The following is a 5046-nucleotide window of genomic DNA, read 5'->3' on the forward strand; positions in this document are numbered from 1 at the left end:
AAATCCGAGTACAAAGATGAAGTTTAGCGAGCTAACAAGGGTATTAATCTTAAAATCCATAAGGATAAATTACGCTCACATAGTGGTTTAACAAGAAGACATAAGATATTGTTTATACAGGATTTTTTAAATAAAAAGAGTTGCTAATAATCTTAGAAAATAATTATTAGCAACCACTTTGTCCACTTGGTGTAGTTTTTTAAAAATCAGCAACCATTTTGTCTACTACACCTATGACAAGATAATCTAAATAAAAAACGCATTTATCTGGTCAAAAGATAAATGCGTTTTAAGTTTCTTATTTGCTAATATAACTATTATTTTCCAACTTGATTTCCGATAATTCCACCTACTGCGGCACCGCCAACAGTACCTAAACCACCACCATTAGTTAATACTGCTCCAGCAACGGCACCAAGTCCAGCACCAGTGATAGTGCTTTTATCACGCTTGTTTAGGTGCGCACATGAAGCAACAGAAAATACTAAGGCTGAAATAGCCGTTAGCTTTATTATTGTTTTCATCATTTTTTTCTCCTTAAAAGTTACTAAAATGATCTTAGTTAGCTTACCAGAAGCTAAGCAGAACTTGTAGTTATAGTTGTTAAATGAAATTATAGTTATGCGCCAATTACCGCTTGCGAAATTTGATTAATCAGATTTTTATAAATTGTACTTCCTTCGGTTGAATTAACTTTGATTTCTATAATTGTTGCACTTTTTCTTAAGTACGCATTTTTTAAGGTTGAGGTTAAATCAGCCCAAGTATAAGGACGAGCATAATTCAGTTCGAACATTGCTGCAATTTGAGAAAAATCGAGATTATGCGGTAAACGATAATATTGATCTTTAAGTTCATTCTCTACTGGCAACATATCAAAGATTGCTCCACCATTATTGTTAATAACAAAAATAATAGTAGGTAATTTTACTTTTCTAAATAACGCCAGAGAGTTTAAATCATATAGTGCAGAGGTATCACCAACTATGGCAACAAGAGGTGATTCACTTGCGATAGCAATACCTGCTGCGGTAGCAAATAATCCATCAATACCACTTGCCCCACGATTAGTATAGATAGGATAGTTATTTGGCAGTTTACAAAGCGCATCTACTAATCTGACAAATAAGCTATTACCTAAGAATAATACGCCATTATTTGGTAATAAGCGTTCAATATGGTGAGCGAGTGAGGCTTCATTCAGATTGCTACCAACTTGTTGTTCAATAAAACCAGTACAAAATTGTGATAAGGCTAGTGGCTCGAGTAACCACGTTTTTTGACGAAGTGGGGGATGAGCACGTAACCAATGATGTACCTTTGCATGAAAGCGGGTTTGCTGATGATGATATGGATCTAAACGACGTTGTGATGAATCAACGAGCCAATATTCCCCTTGGAAAGCAGTAAGGAATTGATTAATACGTTTGCTGATAATGCCACTACCTAATTGAATCACAATATCTGCTTGTAGTAATTGATTAAATACTGTTTGATTAGCAAGCCAAATATCAGCATAAGGTAGTGTTGGTTCTACACCAGATTGAATATCAGTTAATAAAATCCACCCCATAGTGTTTGCCCAAGAAGCGATTCCCATTGTTTGCTCTAAAGGCAATCTTCCAACAACAATGACACCACGTTTAGTTCGCCAAAGATCCCATTTTTCATGAATTAAGACTTCTGTTTGATTTTCCGGATGATTAGTCCAAGATTTATTGGTACTTAACCAATGTTTAATTGGATTTAGCCAATTATGAGTATCAATTTGTTCAATATCAGCTTGATATAAAGGTTCAGCAAAAGGTACATTGATATGAATGACACCTGGAGTAAGTTTTTGTTGGTGACATGCTTGTTCCACAGTAGAAACTAACCAATTTGCTGGGTAGTCTTGACTTGGTTTCGGTAAGTTGACTTTTGCAATAGGATAATGTGCAAACATTCCTTCTTGTGGAATAGCTTGATTTGCTCCACACTCGATTAATTCTAATGGACGATCTGCACTGAGTACGATTAAATTTGTTTGGGTTTGATACGCTTCTACAATCGCTGGATAAAGGTTAGCAACTGCTGTACCAGAAGTAACAATAATCGCAACAGGTTTTTTTTGTGCTTTTGCTAAACCTAGTGCAAAAAAGCCTAAACCTCTTTCATCAAAGTGGGTATGACAGGTTGCAAGATTAGCATCTTGTAAGCGAGCTGCTTCTAAGGTTAATGGTGTTGAACGTGAGCCTGGAGCAATACAAATGTGTTGAACACCATAATTTATTAAGGTTTTCAGAATAACTTTAGACCAACAACGGTTAAATGTACTAATTGACATTTTATTCTCCCAGATCTCAGTGAAGATTAAATAAAGATAATAACCCTGACATTTTTCTTTCTATTTCTTGCCATTCTTGATCGGCTTGCGACTCTTTGACAATGCCTGCGCCTGCAAAGAGGTGTAAATATTCTTGCTCAAGTTGTGCAGATCGCAGACCAACACATAATTCTGTATAGTTTTGTGAAATGATGCCAATAGCACCAGCATACCAATTACGTTCAAATGGTTCATATCTCTCGATGAATGCCATAGCAGTTTGTTTAGGATATCCTGCTACAGCTGCTGTGGGATGAATAGCTAATAGTGGTTCCCAATGGCGATATCGTTCTGTTAGGGCTGCACTAATCGGTCTGCATAGGTGTTGTACTTTTCTGAGTTTGCGTATTTGAATAGTTTCAACTTGGATTTCTTCACAATAAGGTGCAATTTGTTGACAAATATCATCCACAACAACCTGATTTTCTTCAAGATTCTTATGATCTTGTAATAACCAATCTTGATAGTGCTGCTGTTGTTGAGGCGTATCACCAATAGGGGCAGTACCTGCTAATGCTTCACTGCGTAACTGATTTTGAGTGCGTTGATATAAACACTCGGGACTTGCACCTAAAAATACAGAATGTTCATTCTCTGCAAAAAGAAAATGATAGCAATGTTGGTTGATTGCATGGCTTGCTGCTAAAAAATCTAAGGCATTTAATTGGGTATTTAGAGCAAAGGTCATTTTCTTTGCTAGTACTACTTTCTCAAACTGTTTTTCTGCTAAAGCCGTGAGGGCATTTTGTATTAATCCTTGCCAACTTGAAAAATCACTACTTTGATTGATGAGTGTTGGCACAATGTGTGCCACAGATTGTGGTTGTTTATACTGTATGAAAGTATCCCAATATTGGCTAATCTGTTGTTGTTCCACTTGCCAATTTTGATGATTAATAAATAACTTTATCGTGAGCTGTGATTCCCGATGTTCAAAATAGAAGCGTGGTAATACAAAATGGACTTCACCAGCGAATTTTACTCCACCAATAAAATTCAGTGTGGCGTCATGTTGTTTTAAATGAATTAGCTGTTGAACATCATTAATTTTTGTTACTTCACCAATCGCAGCAACTTCATAGTGTTGATGACGTTGCTGAAAATAGAATTGTGGAAATAATGTTTGTGCTTTCAACCAAGCAATAAAATCAATCTTTGGCATATTAATTGTACATTGTATAGTGCCAAATGGTTGTGAAGACGGTCGATAAATAGCGATCTGCTCAGTGAATAGTGTTTTGATTTGTTGTAATACATTCATTGTAAATAAGAAGTTCTATTTATCCAAATAAGTAGAAAGGGAGTAATTCTACCGTAATTTCAAATAAACTTCTTGAAAATCTTTCTAAGCCTACAAAATTAGCGTAAAGTAACTCCTTATTGTTAATAGGTGATTCATTAGGGTGATCAAGATGGATTATTTTCCGAAATCAAATAAATTAGAACACGTTTGTTATGATATTCGTGGACCAGTACATAAAGAAGCTTGCCGTTTAGAAGAAGAAGGACACAAAATTTTAAAACTAAATATTGGTAATCCTGCGCCATTTGGTTTTGAAGCGCCAGATGAAATTTTAGTTGATGTGATTCGTAATTTGCCAACTGCCCAAGGGTATTGTGATTCCAAAGGATTATATTCAGCACGTAAAGCAATCGTGCAATATTATCAATCAAAAGGGTTGTTAAATGTTGGGGTGAATGATGTTTATATTGGCAATGGTGTATCTGAATTGATTACGATGGCAATGCAAGCATTATTAAATGATGGTGATGAAGTATTAGTACCGATGCCAGATTACCCTTTATGGACGGCAGCTGTAACGCTTTCTGGGGGAAAAGCGGTACATTATGTTTGCGATGAAGAACAAGATTGGTTCCCTGATATTGAAGATATCAAACAAAAAGTATCAAGTCGAACTAAAGCAATTGTGATTATTAATCCAAACAATCCTACTGGTGCTGTGTACAGTAAAGAGTTATTACTCGAAGTTGCAGAAGTTGCTCGCCAGAATAAACTAATTGTGTTTGCAGATGAGATCTATGACAAAATTTTATATGACGGTGCAGTACACCATCATATCGCTGCATTAGCACCAGACTTATTAACAGTAACATTAAATGGTTTGTCAAAAGCGTATCGCGTTGCAGGTTTCCGACAAGGTTGGATGGTATTAAATGGTCCTAAGAAAGCTGCGGCTGGCTATATTGAAGGCTTAGATATGTTAGCATCTATGCGTTTATGTGCAACAGTGCCGATGCAGCACGCTATTCAAACTGCCTTAGGTGGTTATCAAAGCATTAATGAATTTATCCTTCCAGGCGGTCGTTTATTAGAACAACGAAACAAAGCTTATGAGTTAATTACCCAAATTCCAGGGATCAGCTGTGTTAAACCGCAAGGTGCAATGTATATGTTTCCAAAAATTGATACAGAAATGTATAACATTTATGATGATGAAAAATTTGTATTTGATCTTTTAACTCAAGAGAAAGTGTTATTAGTGCATGGTCGTGGATTTAATTGGCATAAACCAGATCATTTCCGGATTGTAACCTTGCCATACGTTCATCAAATTGAAGAGGCTATGGCTAAATTAGCTAGATTCTTAAGTCATTATCATCAATAACAATATCTCTGTTTTAAGTTTTAAAATCTCTCTGAGCATTAGCCAGAGAGATTT

Annotated in this window: 4 protein-coding genes; 1 reads left to right on the forward strand and 3 read right to left on the reverse strand. The window is 35.9% G+C overall.

The window, feature by feature from the left end; all coding sequences use genetic code 11:
- Positions 1–317: 317 nt before the first annotated feature.
- The 3 genes from PF272_RS01015 to PF272_RS01025 form a co-directional block, all read right to left on the reverse strand.
- A complete protein-coding gene (locus PF272_RS01015; RefSeq protein ID WP_271141310.1) occupies positions 318–527 on the reverse strand; it encodes a glycine zipper 2TM domain-containing protein in 210 nt (69 codons plus the stop codon).
- 92 nt (positions 528–619) lie between these two features.
- Positions 620–2326 carry a 2-succinyl-5-enolpyruvyl-6-hydroxy-3-cyclohexene-1-carboxylic-acid synthase gene (gene menD, locus PF272_RS01020; protein WP_271141311.1) on the reverse strand — a complete coding sequence of 569 codons (1707 nt, stop codon included), beginning with the start codon at positions 2324–2326 and terminating at the stop codon, positions 620–622.
- Between the two features lie 16 nt (positions 2327–2342).
- On the reverse strand, positions 2343–3626 hold the full coding sequence (locus PF272_RS01025) for an isochorismate synthase (protein ID WP_271141312.1): 1284 nt from the start codon (positions 3624–3626) through the stop codon (positions 2343–2345).
- 151 nt (positions 3627–3777) lie between these two features.
- Here PF272_RS01025 and PF272_RS01030 point away from each other — a divergent pair, with 151 nt between their 5' ends.
- On the forward strand, positions 3778–4992 hold the full coding sequence (locus PF272_RS01030; protein WP_271141313.1) for a pyridoxal phosphate-dependent aminotransferase: 1215 nt from the start codon (positions 3778–3780) through the stop codon (positions 4990–4992).
- The last annotated feature ends 54 nt before the right edge of the window (positions 4993–5046 follow it).

The organism is Gallibacterium faecale (genome assembly GCF_027920745.1).
Taxonomy (GTDB): Bacteria; Pseudomonadota; Gammaproteobacteria; order Enterobacterales; family Pasteurellaceae; genus Gallibacterium; species Gallibacterium faecale.

What these genes read in the sequence shown, in the direction of transcription:
- PF272_RS01015 (WP_271141310.1), bottom strand. Translation starts at nt 527, where the DNA reads ATGATGAAAACAATAATAAAGCTAACGGCTATTTCAGCCTTAGTATTT.
- menD (WP_271141311.1), bottom strand. Translation starts at nt 2,326, where the DNA reads ATGTCAATTAGTACATTTAACCGTTGTTGGTCTAAAGTTATTCTGAAA.
- PF272_RS01025 (WP_271141312.1), bottom strand. Translation starts at nt 3,626, where the DNA reads ATGAATGTATTACAACAAATCAAAACACTATTCACTGAGCAGATCGCT.
- PF272_RS01030 (WP_271141313.1), top strand. Translation starts at nt 3,778, where the DNA reads ATGGATTATTTTCCGAAATCAAATAAATTAGAACACGTTTGTTATGAT.